The 19,795-nt window shown below is 71.3% G+C and carries 17 protein-coding genes; 3 read left to right on the top strand and 14 right to left on the bottom strand.

Translation table 11 applies throughout. From position 1 onward, the window contains the following. Positions 1-66: 66 nt before the first annotated feature. The 3 genes from LUW87_RS17335 to LUW87_RS17325 form a co-directional block, all read right to left on the bottom strand. The gene (locus tag LUW87_RS17335) at positions 67-3,105 is read right to left on the bottom strand and encodes a UPF0182 family membrane protein (protein ID WP_232672457.1); all 3,039 of its coding nucleotides are present in this window, start codon (positions 3,103-3,105) and stop codon (positions 67-69) included. A 68-nt stretch (positions 3,106-3,173) separates the two neighbouring features. Then, positions 3,174-5,330, bottom strand: a complete 2,157-nt coding sequence (locus tag LUW87_RS17330) for a DivIVA domain-containing protein (protein WP_232672456.1) — start codon at positions 5,328-5,330, stop codon at positions 3,174-3,176. Between the two features lie 70 nt (positions 5,331-5,400). Beyond that, positions 5,401-6,558: a YlbL family protein gene (locus tag LUW87_RS17325; RefSeq protein ID WP_232672455.1), complete on the bottom strand. Its 1,158-nt coding sequence runs from the start codon at positions 6,556-6,558 to the stop codon at positions 5,401-5,403. 85 nt (positions 6,559-6,643) lie between these two features. Between LUW87_RS17325 and LUW87_RS17320 the strand changes: the two genes are divergently transcribed. After that, positions 6,644-6,820, top strand: a complete 177-nt coding sequence (locus LUW87_RS17320; RefSeq protein ID WP_232672454.1) for a hypothetical protein — start codon at positions 6,644-6,646, stop codon at positions 6,818-6,820. Between the two features lie 76 nt (positions 6,821-6,896). On the opposite strand, the gene LUW87_RS17315 is transcribed toward LUW87_RS17320, so the two are convergent. Continuing rightward, complete coding sequence (locus tag LUW87_RS17315) at positions 6,897-7,517, bottom strand: TetR/AcrR family transcriptional regulator (protein ID WP_232672453.1); 621 nt, start codon at positions 7,515-7,517, stop codon at positions 6,897-6,899. Positions 7,518-7,535: 18 nt separating this feature from the next. On the opposite strand from LUW87_RS17315, the gene LUW87_RS17310 reads away from it, so the two are divergent. Then, entirely contained in the window at positions 7,536-8,198 is a 663-nt protein-coding gene (locus tag LUW87_RS17310; protein WP_232672452.1) for a HEAT repeat domain-containing protein, read from the top strand. 87 nt (positions 8,199-8,285) lie between these two features. Here the strand turns inward: LUW87_RS17310 and LUW87_RS17305 are convergent, their stop codons facing one another. The 9 genes from LUW87_RS17305 to LUW87_RS17265 form a co-directional block, all read right to left on the bottom strand. Then, positions 8,286-9,584 (bottom strand): ABC transporter substrate-binding protein, encoded by a 1,299-nt coding sequence (locus LUW87_RS17305; protein ID WP_232672451.1) that lies wholly within the window; start codon positions 9,582-9,584, stop codon positions 8,286-8,288. Positions 9,585-9,723: 139 nt separating this feature from the next. Continuing rightward, complete coding sequence (locus LUW87_RS17300; protein ID WP_232672450.1) at positions 9,724-10,845, bottom strand: branched-chain amino acid ABC transporter permease; 1,122 nt, start codon at positions 10,843-10,845, stop codon at positions 9,724-9,726. Further along, positions 10,845-11,744: a branched-chain amino acid ABC transporter permease gene (locus tag LUW87_RS17295; protein WP_232672449.1), complete on the bottom strand. Its 900-nt coding sequence runs from the start codon at positions 11,742-11,744 to the stop codon at positions 10,845-10,847. Before LUW87_RS17295 ends, LUW87_RS17300 begins: the two co-directional genes overlap by 1 nt. Beyond that, positions 11,744-13,600, bottom strand: coding sequence for an AMP-dependent synthetase/ligase (locus LUW87_RS17290; protein WP_232672448.1), 1,857 nt, complete (start codon positions 13,598-13,600; stop codon positions 11,744-11,746). Before LUW87_RS17290 ends, LUW87_RS17295 begins: the two co-directional genes overlap by 1 nt. After that, on the bottom strand, positions 13,597-14,382 hold the full coding sequence (locus tag LUW87_RS17285) for an ABC transporter ATP-binding protein (RefSeq protein ID WP_232672447.1): 786 nt from the start codon (positions 14,380-14,382) through the stop codon (positions 13,597-13,599). The genes LUW87_RS17290 and LUW87_RS17285 overlap by 4 nt, the downstream gene beginning before the upstream one ends. A 34-nt stretch (positions 14,383-14,416) precedes the next feature. Further along, positions 14,417-15,244, bottom strand: a complete 828-nt coding sequence (locus tag LUW87_RS17280) for an ABC transporter ATP-binding protein (protein WP_232672446.1) — start codon at positions 15,242-15,244, stop codon at positions 14,417-14,419. A gap of 165 nt (positions 15,245-15,409) precedes the next feature. Then, positions 15,410-16,405: a rod shape-determining protein gene (gene mreB, locus LUW87_RS17275; RefSeq protein ID WP_232672566.1), complete on the bottom strand. Its 996-nt coding sequence runs from the start codon at positions 16,403-16,405 to the stop codon at positions 15,410-15,412. Between the two features lie 2 nt (positions 16,406-16,407). Then, positions 16,408-16,695: a hypothetical protein gene (locus LUW87_RS17270; RefSeq protein WP_232672445.1), complete on the bottom strand. Its 288-nt coding sequence runs from the start codon at positions 16,693-16,695 to the stop codon at positions 16,408-16,410. Further along, the gene (locus LUW87_RS17265) at positions 16,692-17,183 is read right to left on the bottom strand and encodes a molybdenum cofactor biosynthesis protein MoaE (protein ID WP_232672444.1); all 492 of its coding nucleotides are present in this window, start codon (positions 17,181-17,183) and stop codon (positions 16,692-16,694) included. Before LUW87_RS17265 ends, LUW87_RS17270 begins: the two co-directional genes overlap by 4 nt. Before the next feature lie 60 nt (positions 17,184-17,243). Here LUW87_RS17265 and LUW87_RS17260 point away from each other — a divergent pair, with 60 nt between their 5' ends. Beyond that, positions 17,244-18,500 carry a S1C family serine protease gene (locus LUW87_RS17260; RefSeq protein ID WP_232672443.1) on the top strand — a complete coding sequence of 419 codons (1,257 nt, stop codon included), beginning with the start codon at positions 17,244-17,246 and terminating at the stop codon, positions 18,498-18,500. 166 nt (positions 18,501-18,666) lie between these two features. Here the strand turns inward: LUW87_RS17260 and LUW87_RS17255 are convergent, their stop codons facing one another. Then, positions 18,667-19,740: an NAD-dependent epimerase/dehydratase family protein gene (locus LUW87_RS17255; RefSeq protein WP_232672442.1), complete on the bottom strand. Its 1,074-nt coding sequence runs from the start codon at positions 19,738-19,740 to the stop codon at positions 18,667-18,669. Positions 19,741-19,795: the final 55 nt, after the last annotated feature.

Raw genomic sequence — 19,795 nt, 5'->3', positions numbered from 1 at the left:
GCGACCGGGAAGCCACTGCTCGCGCCGATCCCGACCACCTGGCGCCGCGCACCAGCGCGGCCGGCGTCAGGTCGGGGTGGGTGGTCTGGTGGTGGTGGTCACCGGCTCCGGGGGTGGCAGCGCGTCGGCCGACAGCAGCTGCTGGGCCTGCGCCAGCAGCTCCGAGGCCGCTTGCACCGCTTCCTGGTAGGCCCCCAGGTCGCCGGTGGCCCGCAGATCGGCCTCGGCCTCGACCAGCAGGGTGGCGGCATCGGCCAGCAACTGGTCGACCGTCTCGTCGCCGGTGGACGGCGGCTCCGTCGTCGGCGGCGTGTCCGGATCGTCGGGTTCCTCGGGGGCGGGCTCCGCCGGCTCCTCGTCGGAGCCGGGTGGGTCCCCCGTGTCCTCGAAGGTCTCCGGGCTGGCGCCGGGGAACAGTTCGCGCAACGCCTCGTCGAGCGTGTCGGACATCACCACCCGCTGGCCGAACACGGCGATGACGTTGCGCAGCTCGGGCACCGCAGTGGTGTTGTCGGCTTCGACGTACATCGGGCGGACGTAGAGGATCGAGTCGTCGAGCGGGATCAACAACATGTTGCCCAACAGCACCCGCGAGCCCTGTTGGTTGAGCAACGAGATCCGTTCGGAGACTTCGCCGTCGGCGAGGATGTTGGCGTTGACGATGGACGGGCCGTCGATGTTGGTGCCCGAGGGCATCTCGTACACCTGCATCTCGCCGTAGCGATCAGGGTCGCTGTGGGCGACCATGAACGCGGTGAGGGTGCGCCGGGTGTCGTCCTCGGAGAACGGCACGTAGGGGCGCAACGACACGAAGCTCTCGTCGTCCTCGCCGGGCAGCTTCAACAGCATGTAGTAGGGGTCGATGCGGGCCTCGGCGGCGCGCACCAGGCCCTGGCCGGGCACCAGCTGGGTGGCGGGCTGCGACGCCGGGCCACCTGGGCTCACCCCGGGGTCGGGGGCCACCGACCAGGCGGTGGTGCGCTCGTAGAACTCGTCCGGATCGGTGATGTGGTAGCGGGCCCACATGTTGGTCTGGACCTTGTAGATGTCCTCCGGGTAGCGCCAGTGGGCGCGCAGACCCTGGGGGAACTCGTCGCCGTCGGCGAACAGGTCGGGGAAGGCCTGCTGATAGGCGGCCGCGAGAGGGTCGTCGGGGTCGATCACGTAGAACGTGACCGAGCCGTCGTAGGTGTCGACGACGCCCTTGACGGAGTTGCGCACGTAGTTGAAGCGCGTGCCCGAAAGGGTGGAGTCGGCCACCAGGGTGCCCACCTCGGCCCGCTGGGAGTTGGGGTAGCGGTCGGTGGTGGTGAAGGCGTCGAACAGGTACACCACCCGTCCGTCGTGGATCACCGGGTAGGGGTCGCCGTCGAACTCGAGGAACGGCGCCAGGGTGCGCACCCGCTCGGCGACGTCGCGCTGGAAGACGATGCGCGACTCCTCGGTGACGAAGTTGGAGATCATCAGGTTCCAGTCGCCGAAGCGGGCCGCGAACGCGGCCTTGCGGAACCAGGAGCTGAGCTCGACCCCGCCGCCGGCGTCCTCGTCCTGGGGGACCGCCTCCTCGCCGATCTCCTCCTCGAGCTCGGGCGGACCCTCACGCGTGGTGTTGGTGATGGCGTAGCCGGGCAGGTTCTGGCCGTAGAACATCTGCGGCTGGTCGAGCGGCACGTTGATGGCGCCCGGCGGGTTCACCTCCACCGGCACGTTCTCGAGCACGAACGACGGACGGCCTTCGGGGGTGGTGGCGTTGGCCGGCGCCATGGTCACGCCGAAGCCGCTGGTGTAGATGAGGTGACGGCCCTCCCACGACTGCTGGGGGATGTTGTCGACGTTGAGGTCGCGAGCGCCGATGACGACCTGGGTCTCGGCGAAGCTGCCGTCGGCCGTCTCGATGGGATAGCGGTCGACGTCGAGGTCCTGGAAGGTGTAGGCCGCGAACTGGCTCTGCAACCGCACGAAGGTGGGCAGCACGATGCCCGGGTCGAGCAGGCGGATGTTGCGGATGGTGCCGGGGTTCTCGTTGACCGCCTCGGTGGCGGCCCCGAGGTCCTCGGTGTAGTCGAACGGTTCGGTGTTGACCCCGTCGAGGCCGAAGGCCTGGCGGGTGGCAGCGATGTTCTGCTCGATGTAAGCGGACTCGCGCTCGGACTCCTCGGGCTCCACCACGAAGCGCTGGATGAACGCCGGGTAGGCGGTGCCGGCCACGACCGCCACCAGGCCCCACAACCCCACGGCGATGACGGGGAGCACCCAACCCCGCCGCCAGATGTTGTAGATGAACAGCCCGGTGGAGAGCAGGGCGATGAACAACAGCAGGTAGATCGCCGGGAGCTGGGCCTGCACCTCGGTGTAGGTGGCCCCGTCGACGGTGCCGCCCGTGGAGTTCGTCAGCGTGTAGCGCTCGAGCCAGTAGTCGACCGCCTTGACCAGCGCCAACAGGGCCAGGATCACCGAGATGTGGCCCTTCACCGCCGGAGTCACCCGCTGCACCGGAGCCTGCAGGCGGATCCCGCCGTTGAGGTAGTGGGCCACCAGGGTGATGATGAGGATGACGACGCCCGAGGCGAACAGCCAGTCGACCACCGTCGTGTAGAAGGGCAGCTTGAACACGTAGAAGCCGACGTCGGTGTCGAACGTGGCGTCGCGGACACCGAAGTCGCCACCGTTGCGGAACAGCAGCCACTGCTGCCACTGGCCCGACACGCCCACCCCGGCGACCAGGCCGAACAGCAGTGAGATGCCGGCGCGCACCAGCCACGCCTTGCGGCCCACCACCGAGTGGTAGCGGTGCAGCATCTCGTCCTCGGGCCCCTGGGGCCGGAAGTCCGGTGCCACCTTGTCGGCCACCGTGAGGCTCACGAAGCACAACACGAAGAAGGCGCCGGTGAAGATGACACCGAGCGCGATCTTGGCCCCGAGGATCCCCGTGAAGACCGAGGTCAGGTCGAGCGACTCGAACCACAGGTAGTCCGTCCAGAACCCAGCAACGCCTCGCAACGAGATCACGAGGACGAACAGGACGAGGACGATGGCGATGAAGACGACGCGGCCGCGGCCTGAGCCACGGCGGCGCCTTTTCGGCATGTCGGTGGGGACGCGCATCGCCGGTCAGCCTATGGGTGAATCCCGCCGCCGTAGGAGCGGGGCGACCGTTCGGGTGCCGAAAGCCCTCAGTGGGCGCTCACGGGCACGACCAGGCAACGGCACGACGGGTGCACCGGGGGCGCCACGTGCCCGGTCGGGAAGGGCTCGCCCTTCACGACGCCCTCGGCGAGGGCGTTGTCCTCGCAGTCGGGAGAGGCGGTGCGGCCATCGTCGACGACCCACCGCACCGGCGTGCCGTCGGCCAGGGCGTCGAGCAGGCCCCGGTCGGCCGCGGCGACGACCGCCGCCGACGCCGGACCGTCGACCCGCTGGGACTTCCACTCGCGGTAGCAGGCCCGGATGCGCTCGGCGAGCTCGTCGGGATCGCCCTCGGCCTCGGCGAAGCACCGCTCCAGCCGTTCACGCAGCGGCAACGCCAGCTCCATGGCCAGGTCGCCCGCCAGCTCGTCGACGTCGGTGGCCACCTCACCCCCGCCCTCGGAACCCGCCAGCTCGGCGCCGGCCTCGGCGGCGTCGGCCAGGAGGGGACGAGCCAGGTCGCGGTAGCGCTCGACCTGCACGTCGGGTGCGCTCAGCACGGTCTCCGCGGCGGGAGAACCCTTCACCTGGCGGACGGCGTCGAGCAGCTCGTTCTGCTCGTCGGACAGGTCGCGCTTGAGCCGACGCGACAGGTTGCGCTCGAGCTCGGCGACAGCGAGGTCGCGAGCCTCGATGAGCGGGTGGACCTCACGTCTCTCGTCCTCGTCGCCCGCGGACCCCTCGGGCCCTTCGGTCGCCTCACCGGCACCCGGGCCGGCCGACGTCTCGCCCGGATGGGTGAGCACCGCTGCGCCCGGCGCCTCTTCCTCGTCGTCGCGCACCTGGGCGAAGACCGCCGCGGTGCGCTCGGCCCGCTCGGACCGCACGACCCTCACGGAGGTCGAATGGCGGCCTTCGCTCGGATCGGGCGCCCGCCGCCCGCCGTCGGCGGCGCTCGACTCGTCGGTATCGCTCGGCTCGTCGCCATCGTCGACGTCGACGGGCGGCGCCGGCTCCTCGGCGATCGTCGCCTCGCCGTCCCCGCTCGTACCCTCGGCGTCGTCGGGTGCTTCATCGGACCCGACGGGGGCGTGCTCGACGTCGTCCGTCCCGGACTCGTCGTCGAGGCCGCCGACCGGCACGTCCCCGCCACCCGCGTCGTCTGCGTCGGACGCCTCGGCGTCGGCGGCGACGGTCGCATCGGCGTCCTGGTCCTGGCGCTCGGCGCCGGCGTCGTCGCCGACCGGGGGCTGCTCGCCCTCATCGCCGACCGCCTCCTCCCGGCTGGCCGCCTCCACCTCGGCTGCGAACGCGACGTCGTCCTCCGTCGCCTGCAGGCTGGCCGTCTCGGCGGCCAGCTTCGCCTCCGGCAGGGCGACGTGCAGCTCCTCGGTGGCCACGTCGAGGGTCTGGCGGACCACGTCGTACGCGGAGAGGAGCCGGTCGCGCCCGGCCTGCAGCTGCTCGATCTGCTGGCGCAGCAGCTTGCGACGGCGGGCCAGGTCGTCGAGCATCCGCTGCCGGACGCGCTGGGCCTCGGCCACCATCTCGCGGCCTTCCAGACGACCGGCCTCGGTGAGCTCGGCGGCGTCCTCCTCGCCCCGTTCCCGCCGTTCGGCCACCTCGGCCTCGACGGCCTCGCGCTGGGCGGCGATCTCGGCGGCCACCTCGTCGCGCAAGGAGGCCGCCTCGGCCTCGGCCTCGTCGCGCAACGCCGCCGCCGCCGATCGCAGGCTGTCGGCATCGAGCTCGGCCTGCTCCTTCACCCCGTCGGCGGTGGCGCGGATGCGGGCCACCTCCGCCTCGGCCTCCTCGGTGCGCTCCACCAGGATGCTCTCGGCATCGGCTCGCATCCGCTGGGCCTCGTCGCGCGCCTCTCGCAACAGACGAGCCACGTTCTCCTCGGCCTTGGCCCGGATCTCCGACGCCGCCGCCCGAGCGGCGTCGAGCACGCGTGCCGTCTCCTCGCCGAGCAGCGCGGTCAGCCGGCTGGGGTCGAGCTGGTCGATGGGCGTGGCCCGCTTCTCGGCGTCGCGGAGCTGGCCTTCGAGCGCTCGTTCGCGCTCGCGGGCGGCCCGCATCTGGTTGGCCAGGTCGAGCAGGTAGCGCTGGACCTCGAGGGGGTCGAGCCCCCGCCGCACCGTGGTGAACGACTGCTTGATGATGTCGTCGGGGTCGATGGGAGCGCTCGAGTCCTGGGCCACGAGCGGATGGTACCGAGCGGACCTCTCGCCCTCGGTGACCCCTCGGGCCGGACCTACACCCTTGGCCGCATCACGACGGGGTGCTCACCGCTTCGGCGGGCAGCACGGCATCGCCCCCACCGACGGTGGCCAGCACGGCCAAGGCGTCGTCGAGGTCCTCGACCGGCTCCACGCGCAACCCGTCGGCGTAGCGACGGGCCTCGTCGATCTCGGCGGCCGGCACCATCATGAGGTCGACGCCGGCCCGCCGGGCAGCCACCACCTTCTGGTGCACGCCGCCGACCGGCCCCACCTGCCCGTCGAGCTCCATCGTGCCCGTGGTGGCCACCTTCGTCCCGCCGGTCACGCTGTCCGGCGTGAGGGCGTCGAGGATGCCGAGGGTGAACGCCAACCCCGCCGACGGCCCGCCCACCCGACCGGAGTCGATGGTGACGTCGACGGGGAAGTCGAAGCTGAGGTCCCGGGTGAACGTGGTGATGCCGAGCATGGGCTGGCTCGGGTCGTCGGGGCGGCCCACCAGCTCGACCGCCTCCACTCGGGTGTCGTCGCTGTCGAGGGCCTGCACGCCGAGCTCGACCACGTCGCCCGGGGACCGGGTCGAGAGGGCATCGATCAGCTCGTCGCTCAACGCCACCGACTCGCCATCGACGCTGACGATGGTGTCACCACGGGTGAGCACGGCCGCCGCCGGCACGTCGTCGGCCACCGACGCCACCACGGCACCCGTGCCGTCGGTCGGGATGTCGTAGCCCATGCGGCTCAACGCCTGGTAGGTGGCCGAGTCCTTGGACCCGGCCATGAGCTGCAGGTTGAGCTCACGGTTCTCCTGAGGCGTCTGGTCGCCGAGGATCCTCTCCGCCTCCACCACCTCCACCGCCGGGTCGATCCAGGCAGCCAACACCTCCAACGGGGTGGCCTGCTTCACCGACACGGTGAGGTAGCTGATGGTCCCCGCGTCGTCGACGAAGGTCTCCGTCCCCTCGACGGCGATGAAGCTCTCGGTGTCGCGGACGGCGCCGGGCGACAACGTGTAGTAGGGCAGCCGCCAGAAGACCGCCCCCGACAACAGCCCCACGACCGCGACCGCCAGCGACCCCACCACCCACTTGCGGCGGGGCGACCACTTCGGGCGGGGCTCGTCGGCCGAACCCGCCCGCGGGTCACCGGCCGGCGGTTCGCCACCGGCGGGGGGCCAGGGGGGCGGTAGAGTCGACTCGACGGTGTCCATGGGTAGAGGGCTTCCGGGCGATGGTGGCGCTCAGCCTGCCACGGTCGACTCCTCCTTCCACGGCGCGGGATGCAACGGGAGAGCCGTGACCACCGACGACAGCTTCGAAGCCAGTACCGCCCGCATCGCCCCACCAGCCAGCCGGCGCGTCCGTTCCGCCGTCGGGCTGGTCGCCCTGCTCGCCGTGCTCGGCGTGGTCGCCGCGATCGTCATCACCCTGCTCGTGCTCGTCAGCGTCATCGTGCTCAACAACGCCCTCTGATCGGCGACGCTTCCCGACCCCGCCGGCCGCCGTCCCACTGGCGGAGCCGGAGGGGACGGCCGGGCACCAGGGTCCCCTACGCCGTGCCCCACGTGGCGCGGGCCCACAGCTCGGTGACGGTGCCGATGGCCTGCTCCACCATGGCCTCGGTGGGCGCCTCGTGGCCCAGGCCGAGCGCCACGAACGCGTGCCACTCGCACATCGACACCAGTGCCCGGGCGGCCTGGCCGCTGTCGGCGACCGGACGCATCTCGCCCCGCGCCACCACCCGATCGATGCCGGCGCTGATGCGGGACACGAACTCCTCGCGCATGTCGAGCCACACCCGCTCGATGAGCGGGCTCGACAGCATCCCCTCGAGCAACGCCCGGTACAGGCCCGGGTTGGCGGCCAGGGCTCCCACGTAGCCGCGCACCATGACCTCGATGCGGTCGCGGCGGCCGGCGTCGGGGGCCACCTCGGGGCGCACCAGCACCCGATCGGTGACGGCCTGCAGGACCTGGATGAGCGCGTCGTCCTTGTTGCGGAAGTAGAGGTAGAACGTGCCGTGGGCGGTGCTGGCCTCCCCGGTGATGGCGCCGACGGTCGTGGCCCGGTAGCCCTGGCGGGCGAACACCACGGCCGCGGCCGCGAGCATCCGCCCACGGGTCTCGGCGGCTTGGAGCTGGCGTTTGGTGGGTGGGCGTCGTTCGGTCATACGTGATCCACTACGGGGATGCCCGACCCCGCCATCGGACCGGCCTCCACCGGGCACCTCCCGGCGGAGCGGACGCTAGCCGACCACCTCCGACGTCGACGGAGAGCCGCCCTCGCCGGCCACCGCGGCGACCGCGACGAGGCCCGAGCCCTGCTCCTCGACGACGATCCCGGGGTCCGCGCCATCGCGCTGGGCGCGCTGGTGCGCCTCGAGGCGATCTCGCCATCGGAGCTCCTGGCCGCCGCCGCCGACCCCGACGCCGGGGTGCGCCGGAGAGCAGCCGACGAAGCCGCCCGGGCCCTCCTCGACGACGCGTCGGTCACCGCCGCCCTGCTGGAGCTGTTGGAGGACGACGACGCCACCGTGGCCGAGACCGCCGCCTTCGCCCTCGGCGAACGCCCGGCCGGCGACGGACCCGTCGTGGCCCGGCTGGCCACCATGGCCACCGACCACCCCGATGCCCTGTGCCGGGAGGCGGCGGTGGCGGCCCTCGGTGCGGTGGGCGACGCAAGCGGCCTGCCCGCCATCCTCGCCGCCACCCGCGACAAGGCCACCGTCCGCCGTCGGGCGGTGATCGCGCTGGCACCCTTCGACGGAGCCGAGGTCGATGCCGCCCTGGCTCGGGCGCTCGAGGACCGCGACTGGCAGGTCCGCCAGGCTGCCGAGGACCTCACCGCCTGAGCCACCGGTCGGCGACCGACGGGCGACGCGCCGATGGCCGGCCCCCGCTCGGGGAGGCCGGCCATCGGGTCATCGCACGTCGACGGATCAGCCGTCGAACTGGTAGGCCTCGGCCGCCTCGGAGGCGACGTCGACCTCGAGGGCCGTCAGACCGCCGGGGATGCTCGGATCGATGGCGTTGATCGTCGAGGTCCGGGGCGGGTCACGGTCCTCGACCGGACCGTAGGCGTAGTCGCCGGTGAGCTCCTCGAACGTGAGCATCTCGATCGTCTGGGCTGCGGCCACGATGCCGGCCGGGGAGAGATCCCCGTCCTCGACGGCCTGCTCCAGGATCTGGGCCATGGCCCACGCCTGGGCGTAGCCGAACTGGAAGTAGATGTCCGGCGTCTGGTCCGGTGCGTAGGCGGCGATGTCCTCGAGCATCTTGGCCATGCCCGGGTTGGAGGTGTCACCCCACTCCGGACCCTCGGAGATGAGCAGGAAGTTCTCCTGCAGGTAGGGAGCCAGGGCCGACCCGGCGAACGCGCTCACCCAGGTGGGCGAAGCGGCCAACCACATCGGGGCGAACTCCTGGGCCACGGCCTCCGAGAGGATGGGGCTGGTCTCGTTGGGCAGGGCCACGAACACCGTGATCTCGCACCCGGCACCCTTCAGCTGGCTGATGGGCGCGGTGAAGTTCTGGTCCCCTTGGCGGAAGGTGGCCGTGGCCGCGATCTCGAAGTCCATCTCCTCGGCGGCGAACTCCAGCCCGGCCAGGCCGGTCTCGCCGTAGGGGTCGTCCTTGGTGAGGGCGCAGATGGTCTTGTCGGCCGCGTCGAGCTCGCGCATGGCGTAGTCGATGCCGTTGATGACCTGCACCTGGTAGGGGCCACCGATGGGCATGAGGTTGGGCTCGCGCACCCAGAAGGCGTCGAGCGAAGCCGGCCCGGCGAGCATCTCGTCGGTCTCGAGCTGCGGCAGCAGCGCGTCGACGACGGGGGTGCCCAGCACCTGCAAGAAGGCCGCCACGTCGCCCTTGGAGGCCTGGTACTGCTGCACCGCGGTGGGCGGCTCGTACTTGGTGTCGAGCACCTCGAGGCTCACCGGGTACTGCCCGGCGATGCCCCCGGAGGCGTTGAGGCCCTGGAAGAAGACCTCGTTGCCCTGGGTGAGGGGGTTGCCGATGACGGCCGCGGCGCCGGTCTGCGGGGTGAGCACACCCAGGCTGATGTTGGTGCCGTCGAAGCCCGGGCCGGGGGTGACCTCGCTCGTCTCCTCGCCGCCCCCGCCCTCGGCCGTGGTGGTGGCTGACTCGGCGTCGTCGTTGTCGCTGCCGCGGCAGCCGGCTGCGATCAGGCCCAGGGCCATGACCACCGCCGCCAAGCGGATGATCCTGCGGTGTCGCATGTTGCTTCCCCCTTGATGGGTGTGTGGGAGCTCCTCCCCGCCTCGGCGCCGAGGAGCATCTGGTGAACGGGGCGATCCCGGCGGTGGGCCGGAGACCGCCCCGGTCAGAACGGTGCGATCAATGCGACCGCGATGGAGATCAGTACGAGAACGGCCAGAACTTGAACCAGGCCTTGGCCCGCAACCAGAGCGCGGCCAGACCCCGGGGCTCGACCAACAAGAAGACGATGATGAGCGCCCCGAACAACATGTTGTTGAACGACGCCACGCTGAGGATCCCGTCGCTGGTGGGCGAGGTCTGCAGGAACGGGATGTCTCCGCTGTACTCCTGGATGATGCGGGGCAGGGCACCCACCACCAACGCCCCGAGGATGGAGCCGAACACGGTGCCCATGCCCCCCACGATGATGACGGCCACGAACGTGATCGACAGGATCAACCCGAACGTGCCGCCGAACTCGACCGGCGAGACGTAGCGCTGGATGGCGGCGCCGTAGAAGGCGCCAGCCACGGCGGCCATGGCCGAGGAGATGGCGAAGGCACCCACCTTGTAGCGCACGAGCGACACACCGACCACCTCGGCGGCGACGTCGCGGTCGCGGATGGCCTGCATGGCCCGCCCCGGACGGGTGCGCACCACGTTCTTGGCGATGAGGGCACAGATGCCCACGACCGCCCACAACAGCCAGAACACGCCTTGCTCCCGGCTGAAGGTGGTGCCGAAGAGCTCGAGGGCGGTGAAGTCGAGCGGACCGACGGCGAGCGACGCGTCGACCTGGGTACCGCGACTGCCGCCGGTGACGGAGTCCCACTCGATGAAGATGTGCTCGCCGAGGAACAGCAACCCGAGCGTCACGATGGCCAGGTAGTTCCCGTGCAGGCGGAGGGCGACCGGCCCGATGAGCGCCCCCAGCGCCCCGCCGATCAGCGCGGCCATGGGCAGCCACAGCAGCATGGGCCACCCCTGTTGGCCGCCGAACCAGGCGGCCGAGTAGGCCCCCACACCGACGAAGAAGGCGTGGCCCAACGAGACCTGCCCGGTGTACCCGGTGAGCAGGTTGAGGCCGATGCCCCCGATGGCGAAGAAGGCGCAGTAGTTGAGCACCCCGATCCAGAAGTCGTCGAGGGTGTTGGGGACGGCCAGGTAGGCCACCAGCAGCAACAGCATCCCGATCTGGAAGCCGCGGGTCTTGAACAGGCCGACATCGTCGGCGTACTCGGTGACCATCTCCGGACTGCGGCGACGTCGGATGGCAGCCATCAGACCCGCTTCACCTCCTTCGTCCCGAAAAGGCCGTAGGGCCGTACCAACAAGATGACGAGCATCACCACGTAGGGCATCACCGACTGGAACCCCTCACCGAGCCAGGCCAGGCCGATGTCCTTCTGGTAGCCGGCGGTGAGGGTCTGGGTGACGCCGATGATGACCCCGCCGACGATGGCCCCGCCCGGGGAGTCGACACCGCCGAGGATGATGGCGGGGAAGGCCAAGAGGGCGATGAACTGCACCTGAGGACTGAGGTTGCCGGCCCCGGAAGCGATGGTCACCCCGGCCAGGGCGGCCACGGCGCCGGCGATGGCCCACGAGATGGCCCACACCTTCTTGGCGCTCATGCCCTGGGCGAGGGCCGCCTCCTGGTCGAGGGCGGTGGCCCGCATGGCCAGACCCAACCTGGAGAAGCGGAAGAAGGCGAAGAACGCGGCCACCACCACGAGGCCGAGGACGATGGTCCAGATGTCGGACACCGAGATGACGAGGGATCCGATGTTCACGACGTCGACCCCCCACGGGTCGCCCAGGTTGAGGTTGTCGAAGCCCCAGATGGTGGTGACCACCTCCTGGATCACGAACAGAAGCCCGACGGTGATCATGATGAGGGCGAACGGCGGCTGGCCCACCATGCGGCGCAGCACGAGGCGTTCGAGCACCATGCCCACCAGGCCGGTGGCGACCATGGCCATGATGACGGCCAACCAGAACGGCAGACCCCACGTGGTGCCGAAGTTGTAGGTGAAGTAGGCCCCGAGCATCACGAAGCCGCCCTGGGCGAAGTTGATGACGCTGGTGGCCTTGAAGATGATGACGAACCCCAGGGCCACCAGGGCGTACTTGAAGCCCAGGGCGATGCCCGAGAGCACGAACTGGAGGAACTCCTCCATCAGGCCTCCCCCGCGCCGTACATGGACTCGATGAGGTTCGAGAACTCCTCGGCGATCGCCTTGCGTTTCACCTTGGCCGTGGCGGTGATCTCCCCGTCCTCCTGGTCGAGCTCCTTGGGCAGCAGGCGGAACGCCTTGATGGTCTCGACCTGGGCGAGGTCGAGGTTGACCTCGTCGACCCAGGCCCGCACCAGCTCGACCACCTCGGGCTTGGACGAGAGGTCCTCGTAGGTGGTGAACACGATCCGGTGTTGCTGGGCCCAGTTGGCCACCGTGTCGGTCTCGATGCCGATGAGCGCAGTGAGGTACTTGCGCTGGTCGCCGATGACGATCGCCTCACGGACGTACGGCGAGACCTTCAGCCGGTTCTCGATCTCCGACGGGGACACGTTCTTGCCGCCGGCGGTGATGATGATGTCCTTCTTGCGGTCGGTGATGCTGAGATGGCCGTCGGCGTCGAGCACCCCCACGTCGCCGGTGTGCAGCCAGCCATCGGCGTCGAGCGTGTCGGCAGTGGCCTCGGGGTTGCGGTAGTAGCCCTGGAAGGTGCCGGGGCCCCGGGTGAGGATCTCGCCGTCCTCGGCGATGCGGATCTCGCTGCCCGGCACCGGGAGGCCCACCGTGCCGATCCGCACGTCGTCGGGCGGCGTGAGGGTGGCCTGGGCGGTGTTCTCGGTCTGGCCGTAGCCCTCGCGCACCGGTACCCCGAGCGACCAGAAGAAGCGCAACACCTCCGGAGAGATGGGCGCGGCGCCGGACAACGCGTCGGTGACCCGCAACAAGCCCAGCTTCTTGCGCAGCGGCCGATAGAGCAACAGCCAGCCCAAGCCGTAGACGAAGCGCCCGCCCACGCCGAGCTTGCCCGCCAGGCGACGTTCGGCCAGCCGGGCGCCGCGCGTGGTCCAGAAGGCGTAGGTGGCCCGCTTGATCCGACTGGCGTCGGCCATCCGGATCTCCACCGAGGCCATCATCTTCTCCCAGATGCGCGGCACCCCGAGGAAGAAGGTGGGCTGGACCTCGCGCAGCTCACCTGCGAAGGCGTCGCCGCCCTCGCCGAAGTTCACGACGTAGCCCGCCCCCAGGGCCCCCATCACCGAGATGAGGCGCTCGGCCACATGGCACAACGGCAGGTAGGAGAGCACCTCGCTGCGGGCGTCGACCGAGAACTGGGCCTTGGCCGCAGCGGCCGCCACGGTGAGGTTGGTGTGCGACAGCATCGCCCCCTTGGGCGGGCCGGTGGTGCCGGAGGTGTAGACGATGATCGCCGTGGCGCTCGGGTCGACCCGATCGGCTCGGGCTTCCAGGTCGTCGACGGTGGCGCCCCGCCCCAGTTCTTCGAGGGCGGCGTAGGTCATGAGGGCCGGGTCGCCGGCGATGGCGTGCACCCCCCTCGGCGAGAGCACGACGACCTTGGTGAGCCCCGGGAGCCGGTCGCGGATCTCGAGGTACTTGTCGACCTGCTCTTCGTCCTCGGCCACGAGCACGGTGGCCCCGCTGTGGTCGAGGAGGTACTCGAGCTCGGCGGCCGGGGAGGTCGGGTAGATGCCCACGGTGACGCCCCCCAGGGCCTGCACCGCCAGGTCGACGAACACCCAGGCCGGCCGGTTCTCCGAGAGCACCGCCACCCGGTCGCCGGGCCCGACGCCCAGCTTCTCGAGGCCGGCCGCGGCCACCGCGGTGCGCTCGGCGTAGCCGCGCCAGGTGTAGGACTTCCACCGGCCGAGCTGCTTCTTGCGCAGGGCCAGGCCGTTCGGGGTCTCCCGGGCTCGGCGCACCAGCACCGCCGGAAGGGTGGGCTCGAGATCGGACTCCAACGCGGGGCCGGCCACCGAGGTGACGGTGTGGGTGGCGGTCACGAGCCCACCCCCAGGTAGGCGTCGACCACCCGCTGGTCGGACTGGATCTCGGCGGGGGTGCCGGTGGCGATGGGCACCCCGAAGTCGAGCGCCATCACCCGGTCGGCGAGGTCCATGACCATGTGCATGTCGTGCTCGACCAGGATCATCGACAGGTTCAGGGCCTCACGGATCTCGAGGAGGTAGCGAGCGGTGTCCTCGGTCTCCTCCTGGTTCATGCCGGCCACCGGCTCGTCGAGCAGCAGCAGGGCAGGCTCCATGGCCAGTGCCCGCCCCAGCTCGATGCGCTTCTGGATTCCGTAGGGCAGCAGCCCCACGGGCCGGTAGCGGTAGGCCTGCAGCTCGAGCAGCTCGATGATCTCCTCGACGGCTTGCCGGTTGGCGATCTCCTCGTTGCGGGCTCGCCCCCACCACAGCGCCCCGGCGAAGAAGCCGGTGCGCATGAGATGGTGGCGCCCGAGCATCAGGTTGTCGATCACGTTGAGGTTGGCGAAGAGCCCCAGGTTCTGGAAGGTACGGGCCACTCCCAGCTCGGCGATGCGGCGCGAACCCATGCCCACCAGCTCGCGGCCCCGCAATCGGATGGATCCGCTCTGGGGGCGGTACACCCCGTTGAGGCAGTTGAAGATCGAGGTCTTGCCGGCGCCGTTGGGTCCGATGACGGCGAACAGCTCCCGTTGGCGCACCTCGAAGCTGACGTCGGTGAGGGCGCTCACCCCGCCGAAGCGCAGCGAGACGCCGCGGGCCACCAACAGCGGCTCATCGCTGCTCGACTCGGTCATGCCGGCTCCTCCCCGACGTGGTGCTCGGGCGCCATCAGGCGCTCCACCGCTTGCGGCGCCGGTAGGTCTTGACGTCGCGGAACGACTTGCGGCCGGCCTCACCGACGCCCAGGTAGAACTCCTGGATGTCCTTGTCGTCGCGCAGCTCGTCGGCCGGACCGTCCTTGACCACCCGGCCGTTCTCGACGACGTAGCCGTGGTGGGAGACCCCCAGGGCCATCGCTGCGTTCTGCTCGACCAGCACCACGCTGGTGCCCTGGCGGTTGACCTCGCCGATGATCTCGCCGATCTGCTCGACGATGAGCGGGGCCAGGCCGAGCGACGGTTCGTCGAGCAACAACACCTTGGGCGAGGCCATCAGGGCCCGCCCCATGGCGACCATCTGCTGCTCGCCGCCGGAGAGGTAGCCCGCGATCGAACGGCGGCGGTCCCGCAGGATCGGGAACAGCTCCATGACGCGGTCGAAGCTCTCGGTGATCTCGGCCTTGGAGCGGCGCGTGTAGGCGCCGGCGCGCAGGTTCTCGTCGACGCTCAGGGCGGAGAACACCCGCCGGCCCTCCATGACCTGCGACACGCCCGAACGCACGATGGCGGCGGGGTCGTCGCTGTCGATGCGTCGCCCCTCGAGCTCGACGCCGCCCTTGGTGATGCGGGCCCGGTGCACGTCGAGCAGGCCGGTGATGGCTCGCAGCACCGTGGTCTTGCCCGCCCCGTTGGCACCGAGGACGGCCACGATGCTGCCGCGGGGGACCTGCAGGCTGATGCCGCGCACGGCCAGGATCACGTCGTTGTAGACGACCTCGAGGTTGTTGACGGCGAGGACCACGTCCGGTGCAGGCACGATCGTCGATTGCGCAGCCATCACGCGTCACCCCCCAGGGACCTCTCCGGCCCACCCCCGGCGAGCCGTCATGGGCCGTGACTGTAGTCACATGGCGCCGGCCCCCCGCCACTCGGTGACGAAATCGTCACCCAACCGCCATCGTAGAGGACCACCCAGGACCGAGCAGCGATGCCCGATCGGCGGTCACTCCATGAACATGACCTTGAGCTGGTCGAAGGACTCCACGCAGTGCCCCGCGCCCAGCACCACCGACTCGAGCGGCAGATCGACGAGGTGCACCGGGATGTCGGTCTCGTGCTCGAGACGCAGGTCGAGGCCCCGCAGCATGCCGCCACCGCCCACCAGGTGGATGCCCTGGCCGATGAGGTCCTGGGCCAGCTCCGGCGGAGCCTGGCCGAGACAGGCGATGGCGGCGTCGACCATGGCCGACACCGGCTCGTCGATGGCCTCGCGCACCTCCTCGGCCGTGAGGATGACGGTCTTGGGGAGCCCGCTCATGAGCTCGCGACCCCGGACCTCGGCCGCGAACTCGTGCTCGGTGGGCCACGCCGAGCCGATGGTGACCTTGATCTCCTCGGCCGTGCGTTCGCCGATGGCGATGCCGTATTCGCGTCGGATGTAGGTCTGGATCGCGGCGTCGATGTCGAAGCTGCCGACGCGCACCGCCTCGAGCGCCACCACCCCCCCGAGGGAGATGAGCGCCACCTCCGACGTGCCACCGCCGATGTCGATGACCATGTTGCCGAGCGGCTCGTTGATGGGCAGGCCGGACCCGATGGCGGCAGCCATGGGCTGTTCGATGAGGTGGGCCTCGGCCGCCCCGGCCCGACGCGCCGCTTCGGTGACGGCGCGCTGCTCGACCGCGGTGATGGCCGACGGCACGCAGATGACGACCCGCGGGCGGTTGAACCGGTTCACCCCCACGCGCTGCAGCAGCAGGCGGATCATGCGCTGCGTCACCTCGAAGTCGGTGATGGCGCCCTTGCGCAGGGGACGCACGGCCACGATGTAGCTGGGGGTGCGCCCGATCATCTGCCACGCCTCGTGGCCCATGGCCAGGACGTCCTGCGTACGGCTGTTGAGGGCGATCACCGACGGCTCGTTGAGCACGATGCCCTCGCCGCGCACGTACACGAGGGTGTTGGCGGTGCCGAGGTCGATGGCCAGGTCGCGAGCCAGAGCTACTGCCCCCCACCCTGGTCGTCGGTGCGCGACCGACGATCACGTCGATTCGACGTGGGGGGCGGGGAGGTGCGGCTGGGGGGCGGGGCCGCGCCCCGTGGGCGAGACGAGCGGCGCGACCGCTCGGGAGCCTGGTTCGGATCGCGGCCGAGCGCCTGCATCTCCTGTTGGAACTCGTCGACGCTCGACATGTACGTCGTGGGCTTGCGGTTGCGCAACCACAGCACCAGCGAGCCCACCACGGTGATGACCACGACGATGAGCAGGAAGCCCACCCCACCGCTCACCGCGTCACCCCGTCGGTGGCGAGGTCGTCGACGTCGGTGATGGGCTGGGTGGCTCGGGCCCAGGTGGCGCCGCCCGGCCAGTGCTCCTTCTTCCAGATCGGGACGGTGGCCTTGAGGGTGTCGATGCCGTGCTCGGCGGCGTCGAACGCCTCGCCCCGATGAGGGGCCGACACGGCCACGACCACTGACGACTCACCCAGGTGCACCACGCCGTCACGATGCCACAGCACGATGCGCCCGAGATCCGGCCAGCGACGCCGCATGTCGGCGGCGATGTCGCCGAGACGGGGTAGCACCTGCTCGGACCACGCCTCGTAGTCGATGTGGGTGACGTCGACCGTGCCGTCGGCGTGGTCGCGCACCACGCCGCTGAAGGCCACGATCGCTCCGCACCCGGGGCGCGTCACCCAGTCGGTGGCGAGACCGACGTCGAGCACCTCGTCGGTGAGGGCCACCCAGTCGTCGGCATGCGGGGCGTCGATGGTCACTACCCCATCGTAGTGGGGGCGCGTCCAACGCGACCGGCGTCGCCGGTACGATCCGCGGCCATGGCGAGGCCTGACGATTCCGACGACGCCGACGGGTTCGTGCCGCCTCTCCCACCAGAGGATCGGATCTGGCGCCACCCCTCGGAGCTGGGTCGATCCGCGTCCGGCGAGCCCCCCCGGCCTGCCGTCGAGGTGATCGCCGCCCCGTCCGGCGCCGGCGTCGGCGACGCCGCTCGGGGGCGCACGGTGGTGCTGGCCATGGCCGCCGGGGCCGTGGCCACGCTCGCCCTGCTGGCCCTGATCGGCACCTTCGACCAGACCCGCAGCCCGGTCGTGGTGGAACAGGTGGCGGTGGCGCTGCCCAACGGGGGCGGCGCCGACCCCGTCGACGTGCTCGGCACGGCCCTCGCCCGCGTCGATGCCCGAGCCGGGTCCACGACCACCACGGCCAGCGGCGTCGTCTACCGCTCCGACGGCCACGTGCTCACCGCCGCCGCGGTGGTCGCCGACGCCGACGACGTGGTCGTGACCCTCGCCGACGGTCGCGTCCTCGACGCCGGCGTGGTCGGCGTCGACGAGGTCAGCGGCGTGGCCGTGGTGAAGGTCGACGCCGACGAGCTGAGTGCGGCGGTGCTCGCCGACGTCGACGGGGTGGACCCCGGTGACCCCGCGCTGTCGGTGTCGCACCCGCCGGACCCTGCCGGATCACCCGCCGTCAGCACGGGGACCATCAACGGGATGGGCTGGCGGGTCGACGCCCCCCAGGGCACCTGGCACGACCTCATCGGCGCGTCGTTCGACGCCGCGCCGACCACCCCGGGCGCCGTCGTGTGCACCGAGGCCGGCGCCGTCCTCGGGCTGGTCCTCGTCGCCCTGCCCGGCGAAGGGACCGGCATCGCCCCCGTCTCCACCGCGGCACCCGTCCCGACGACGACGAACGACGCGTCGGAGGGTCCCATGGTCCACTACGCCACCCCGATCGATGCCGCCATCGTGGCGGCCGACGAGTTGATCGCCACGGGGCGCACCACCCGGGCCTGGCTGGGCGTGATGGGCGACGACCTCGACACCGACCTCGCCGGGGAGCTGGGCCGGGCCGGCGCCGTGCTCACCGAGGTCACCCCCGACAGCCCGGCCGACACGGCCGGGCTGCGCCCGGGCGACATCGTCGTGCACCTCGACGGCGCCGAGGTGCTGTCCGTCTCGTCGCTGGTGGTCGCCATCCGGGCCCACGAACCCGGCGACGAGGTCACCGTCACGGTCATACGCGACGGGGACACGGTCGATCTGCCCGTCACCCTCGGCGCCCAGAGCTGACACCCGAGCCGGCCCAGTCGGTCGGTCGGCCCAGTCGGTCGGTCGGCCCAGTCGGTCGGTCGGCCCAGTCGGTCGGTCGGCCCAGTCGGTCGGTCGGCCCAGTCGGTCGGCCGGCCCAGTCGGTCGGTCGGCCCAGTCGGTCGGTCGGCCCGGTCGGTCGGTCGGGTCAGCGGCGACCGGCTCGGCGCAGGCGCTGCACCACCGCCAGCACGACGCCGAGGGCCGTCGCCACCGCGACGCCGAGCGAGCCCAGGGCCAGCGTCTGGCGGTCGCGGGGAGTGAGCCGAGACCACGGCCCACCCGGGTCGACCACCACGAAGGCCTCCTCGCTGGTGTGGGTGGGGCGCCAGCCCGTGGCCTTGAGGCGATCGTTGGCCAACACCCATGGGGCGGCGCTGGCGATGACCGCGGACGGGTCGCCCCAGTCGACGCGCAGCCCGCGACCGAGGCGGGCCACCCCCACCGCGACGGCTCGCGGCAGGCGCACCCGAGCCGCCGGGCCCTTGAGCGCCCGGCGCTCGTCGGCGGTGATCCAGCCGTCGGGGGCCACGTTGACCACCGCATCGGGACGAGACCGACGCACGGCGGCGACCGCGGTCACCAGGTCGTCGACGTGGAGGAACTGCACGGGCGGCTCGGCCCCCGCCACCTGCAGCCCGGCGCTGGACCACGGCGACCGACCCAGCCAACGGGCGTTCTCGGGGGCCACCACCACGCTGGGCCGCAGCACCGTGCACGGGACCTGGTGCTGCACGGCCCAGCGCCGCACCCGGTGCTCGAGCTCGGCCTTGGCCACGGCGGCGGGCACCTCGGGATCGGGGCGGGCCCGCACCCGCTCGGTGAGGGGCAGAGGGTTGTCGGGGCTCGAGCCGTAGACCAGCCCTGACGACACCACCACCATGTGCTCCAGGGTGTCGACGTCCCCGAGCACCCCGAGCAGGGCCGAGACGCCGTCGAGGTCGACCTCGGCTCCGCCCGTGCCGTCGAGCTCCGGGCCCGACGCGGCGCTCACCAAGATCACCTCGGTGGCTCCGGCCACGGCGCCGGCCAGACGAGGATCGTCGAGCGCGAAGGGCACCGATCGCACCTCGGCGCGGTGCGTCGATCCGGGGGTCGACGACGCCATCCCGGCGCGATCGACGGCGACCACGCGGCGGACGAGGCGGTCGGACGCCACGTCGTCCACGACCCGCCGGCCGATCGAGCCCGCAGCTCCGGTCACCACCACGACGTTGCCCATCCGGGCCCATCATGCCCCGACGTCGGCGGAACCGGCACACCCGAGGCGGGGACGA

Source organism: Rhabdothermincola salaria (assembly GCF_021246445.1).
GTDB classification, from domain to species: Bacteria; Actinomycetota; Acidimicrobiia; order Acidimicrobiales; family Acidimicrobilacustridaceae; genus Rhabdothermincola_A; species Rhabdothermincola_A salaria.
This window is presented reverse-complemented; position numbering and strand designations above follow the sequence as displayed.